Origin of the sequence: Moorena sp. SIO4E2 (assembly GCF_010671945.1) — a bacterium.
GTDB classification, from domain to species: Bacteria; Cyanobacteriota; Cyanobacteriia; order Cyanobacteriales; family Coleofasciculaceae; genus Moorena; species Moorena producens.
In genome coordinates this window covers 1-4113 of sequence record NZ_JAAHIE010000597.1, presented here as the reverse complement: position 1 = coordinate 4113, position 4113 = coordinate 1, and the positions used below count along the sequence as shown (strand labels likewise).

The following is a 4113-nucleotide window of genomic DNA, read 5'->3' as shown; positions in this document are numbered from 1 at the left end:
GATTGATTTTCCTGATGGTCATTTCTTGGATTCTATTTGATCAGGTGCTATCGGGATGTTACAGCTAGATTTTGCCTGAAATCCTGGTAAGGCGCAATCCCGACTACGGATCATAGGGTGGAATGGTCTGTTGGTGGCATGGGCATGTTGCCTGTTTCATTTCCGGGCAGGCAGGATGCCCACTCTACTGGTCGGGCGGGCAGGATGCCTACTCTACTGCTATTTCGCGCAGCGGGCAGGATGCCCACTCTACTCCTATTGATTCGTTGATTCAGCAACGCCCAATTTCTTGCTTAAACACTGGTTTCCAATGCTATCTTACGGAATGAAGAGCCGACCGACTCCCATATAATTGTCAATTTCAATCACAATTTCAAGTAGCCTATCTACACATTTATCCCGATAGGCTCGTTCATCCAAGACCCGATCAGCATTGCCAATTGTGATGACAGGAAGGGAATTGGACTTGTTTTCTTCACGCAAAACCTTCTCTAATGCATCCTTACCTTTCATCTTTCGATTGGCTGTCAATAGAATCATCTGATTGGCTTGAGCAAAGCGCCAAACAATTCGATCATTGCTATCGATTGGTAGCTCAACTTCTTGAAAGGAGACGAAACGGATGGGGAGAGTCTCAAGCCAACCTTGATTAGCAATGTTGCCTAACAAAACTACTGCATGTCTCTCAAGATTGTGATCAATCAAGAAAATCATGCTTTCTGTGCGTGTCTTGCTTTCTGTTCCTGGAGTTTTGCCCACAACGCTTCTCGACCGGGTTTAGGGGGCATTTTTGCAATGCGAGCAAAGTGTTCTCGATTCCGCTGTTCCCAGTACTGTCGGTTTTCCTGTTCCTCCTGCAAAATAGTTTGATACTCGGCTTCGACTTGGGTACGATTGTCTTCGATGTATGATAGGGCTGCGCTTACTTGTTCCTTAGTTAGGTTAAGAACATCCCCAATTAATTTTGGTGGATACTGAGCTGTGACATAATCCATCACATCGTAGAGGGTGATGCGTGTTCCGGCAATGGTTAATCCCCATTCTGTGCGAATTATAGCTGTATTGCTATTAGAAACTGGAGCCATATCTATCGCTTTCTTAATGTATCTCTATTTTACGAAGTATTTAAGTATTCAGCGGTCAGTGGTCAGCTTAAAATCAGGCGTTGTTTAATAATAGAATGATTTTAAGAGTTTTTTAGAATGGGCATGTTGGTGGAACAGGCATCTTGCCTGTTTCATTTCCGGGCGGGCAGGATGCCCACTCTGCTGATATTCATCCCGCCCCTCAGCAATGGCACATCTGTTCCTAATGCTGCAAGGTCTAGTCACAAAACTAGGGTTTTAACGCAAGACACGCTCGATATATACCCGTCCATAAAGGAGAGCGCAAAATTTGCAGATTTTGACGATAGATTCGAGTATCAGGATCATTTGGCCCTAACTTCTGTTCGGCAATCTCCAATGCCTGTTGATAAAGGGGTTTAGCCTCATCATAGCGCCCGATTGAGTAGTAGAGTAAACCCAGGTTGTTGAGAATGGTAGCCACATCGGGATGGTTCTCACCCAAGCGGCTTCTAGTTATCTCTAAACATTGCTGATACAAGGGTTCAGCCTGGTCATAGCTACCTTGACCGTAATAGAATCTTCCTAAGCCAACAAAGGGCCAGATTAAATCTTCATCCCTGAGCCAGTCAGTTAGGACTGTGGCAGCTTCGGCTAAATGAGGGATGGCGGGGGTAACTGCTGCAATCTGATCGCGAGTTGGTGTCTTGGGAATTTTTTTGGCCACAGCCACCATTCCTTGACAAAAGCGTTGCTTGTAGCAATCGGCCTCTGGTAATTGAGCCAGCTTGGTCTGGAAAAATTCTCGCATTAGTTGATGAAGCCGATAGGTTTGCTGTTCGGTCAGTTGCAACAAATTACGATTTACCAGAAAGCGATTGGCCGTAGGCCACGCTACGCGAACGCGTAACTCTTCCAATACTTCTTGTTGTTGATACCATTGTTCCTGATTTTCATCGATAACACAAGTCTCTACCAGTGACCACTGAAAAGGAGCAGGAGCAAACAAACTCAGAAGACATCCTAACTGTTGGGCTTCTGGTGGCAAACTGTTCCAAGATAACTCAAACGCTTCTACAGAGTAGGCCCTAGCATGATTAATAATGTTACTGGGGTGATTTAAGCTTATCTCTTTTTTTTTGAGGCATTCCTTGATAAATCTCTTGACACCAAGATAGACCTGACTATCTTGAGATTCTGGTTTGCATAGGTCAATGTGATTCTTTGGTATCGCAACCGGCTTCACTTTTTCAATGCCTGGGTTGGCACTATCCTCGTCTACAACCAAAATCCCGTTTACAGCCTGGGTTTCGTAATAGACTTTTGTGGCAATTCCTAGACTCCGAACATGTTCTCGATACCATTCATTTAATTCCCGTAACTGAGGGGAATGAGCTTTTAGTTCTTTTACACTTATTGTAGTTCGTGTCAGAAAGTTAATATTATCAATTAAATTAGCTAGATGAGACCCAGTGTGGGGAGTAGCCAGAAATACAATCCCTTTCGTCTGCTCAAGAATAGCTTGCTTTTGAAAGGTCAAGGCACTGTTGAGCATCTTTTGGGAGCATCCCATTTTGGAAACAATATTACCCAAAGCAACGATATTTCAAGGGTTTCAGCCCCCTAAAAAGAGCTAACGTGCCAAATTGGGATGCTCCCCATCTTTTTGACTAAAAGCCCGCCCATACTGTGAGCAATAAAGATTAATGGACGTTGGCCGAAATCGTTGATATCTAGCCACTCTAATAAATTACTGGCTTGATCGAAAAGGGGCATACTGCTGTGGCTTGTCCAGTTTGTCGCTTCAGCGTCATACCCAAAAGACCAGATGTTAACGCATAAATTATCTTTTCCTAACCAACCTAGCCAGCAGTCATCATCATCCCGTTTTCCCTGGGGATGCCAGGTGCTGATAGCATCCCCTCCCAGCCCGTGAACAAACACCACATCCGCACTGGGCAATAAGTCCTGATAGCTTGAGATTTCGATTAAGCCGGTTAAATCCCTCAACGGTTACCCTCAAGTTAATTATATAGCATTAACTAGTAGATGCCTGAAACCCAATCTCGAATTATTTTAACACAGGAAAATATAGGGAGTCGGAAATTCTAAATTCTAAATTCTAAATTCTAAATTCTAAATTCTAAATTCTAAATTCTAAATTCCATAACCGTACAATTTCTTTCAATTATCCCTCCGAAAAAAAAATTATAAAACCCCTTGAAAAATTAAAATGTTATCGTTATGATTATATTTGTAACTTAACAACGAATTGTTAACTATGTCCGACAATTTTCGCCCTAACCCAGAAAACAATCCTGAGGAAATTACTCCTAGTAATACGCCTCAGGAACCTTCCCGAAAAAAATACCCCATTAAGCACATTTTGAAAGGCTCCCGCCAGGCAATAAACAACACCATTTATACCCTTTATGCACGGGGTTACGCCCAAGTTGACGAGTGGAGCCCCCTTCAGCCGACTGACATTCCTGGCGAATTCATGACGGTAATGACGAAGTACTTAATGCTGGGTTAAGGGCTTAAATTTTGGGGGGCTTTGCCCCCCCAAAGCATCAGGTCTGATGTCAGCGGTCAGCCGTCAGCCGTCAGTGGTCAGTGTTTAGCTGATAGCTGAAAACGGATAGCTAATAGCTAATAGCTGATACGCGACACGCTGATAGCTTACGGTCTGATCGGATTATGTTTGATTAGGTTTACAAAGTTGAGACATAAGTAACAATTCCTAGCCGTGGAACATAGTTCTGCGGCTACTTTTTTTTGGTTAGCAGGTTGTTCGCGTAGCGTGGCCTTTTGGCCAAGGTTATTTGGTTGTTCGCGAAGCGTGGCCTTTTGGCCAAGGTTAGATGGTTGTTCGCCTTTGGCGTTCGAGTAGGGTAGGTTTAAGGTTATGATGTTGTAGGTTAAGCTGTTCGGCATTTAAATTGGTATAATAAAAATTAATAAATAACCCAATAATAGGAAATATGCCAGCAAAAAATTATCTGACACAAGAGCAAAAAACAATACTTCAAAAAGCCTTAAAAATAGA

At 43.2% G+C, this 4113-nt stretch carries 7 protein-coding genes; 2 read left to right on the top strand and 5 right to left on the bottom strand.

Annotated elements, in window-relative coordinates; translation table 11 throughout:
• The first annotated feature begins 117 nt into the window (after positions 1 to 117).
• Positions 118 to 270 carry a hypothetical protein gene (locus tag F6K37_RS33770; RefSeq protein ID WP_287255090.1) on the top strand — a complete coding sequence of 51 codons (153 nt, stop codon included), beginning with the start codon at positions 118 to 120 and terminating at the stop codon, positions 268 to 270.
• A gap of 48 nt (positions 271 to 318) precedes the next feature.
• Here F6K37_RS33770 and F6K37_RS33765 read toward each other — a convergent pair whose 3' ends face one another.
• The 4 genes from F6K37_RS33765 to F6K37_RS33750 all read right to left on the bottom strand — a co-directional run bounded on the left by F6K37_RS33765 (position 319) and on the right by F6K37_RS33750 (position 3074).
• Positions 319 to 714 (bottom strand): DUF5615 family PIN-like protein, encoded by a 396-nt coding sequence (locus F6K37_RS33765; RefSeq protein WP_008187665.1) that lies wholly within the window; start codon positions 712 to 714, stop codon positions 319 to 321.
• Positions 711 to 1085, bottom strand: coding sequence for a DUF433 domain-containing protein (locus tag F6K37_RS33760; protein WP_008187664.1), 375 nt, complete (start codon positions 1083 to 1085; stop codon positions 711 to 713). The genes F6K37_RS33765 and F6K37_RS33760 overlap by 4 nt, the downstream gene beginning before the upstream one ends.
• Before the next feature lie 250 nt (positions 1086 to 1335).
• Positions 1336 to 2637, bottom strand: coding sequence for a tetratricopeptide repeat protein (locus F6K37_RS33755; RefSeq protein WP_008187663.1), 1302 nt, complete (start codon positions 2635 to 2637; stop codon positions 1336 to 1338).
• 50 nt (positions 2638 to 2687) lie between these two features.
• Complete coding sequence (locus F6K37_RS33750; RefSeq protein WP_008187662.1) at positions 2688 to 3074, bottom strand: esterase/lipase family protein; 387 nt, start codon at positions 3072 to 3074, stop codon at positions 2688 to 2690.
• Between the two features lie 271 nt (positions 3075 to 3345).
• On the opposite strand from F6K37_RS33750, the gene F6K37_RS33745 reads away from it, so the two are divergent.
• Positions 3346 to 3600: a hypothetical protein gene (locus F6K37_RS33745; RefSeq protein WP_287255088.1), complete on the top strand. Its 255-nt coding sequence runs from the start codon at positions 3346 to 3348 to the stop codon at positions 3598 to 3600.
• Between the two features lie 146 nt (positions 3601 to 3746).
• Here F6K37_RS33745 and F6K37_RS33740 read toward each other — a convergent pair whose 3' ends face one another.
• Complete coding sequence (locus F6K37_RS33740) at positions 3747 to 4001, bottom strand: hypothetical protein (RefSeq protein ID WP_287255087.1); 255 nt, start codon at positions 3999 to 4001, stop codon at positions 3747 to 3749.
• Positions 4002 to 4113: the final 112 nt, after the last annotated feature.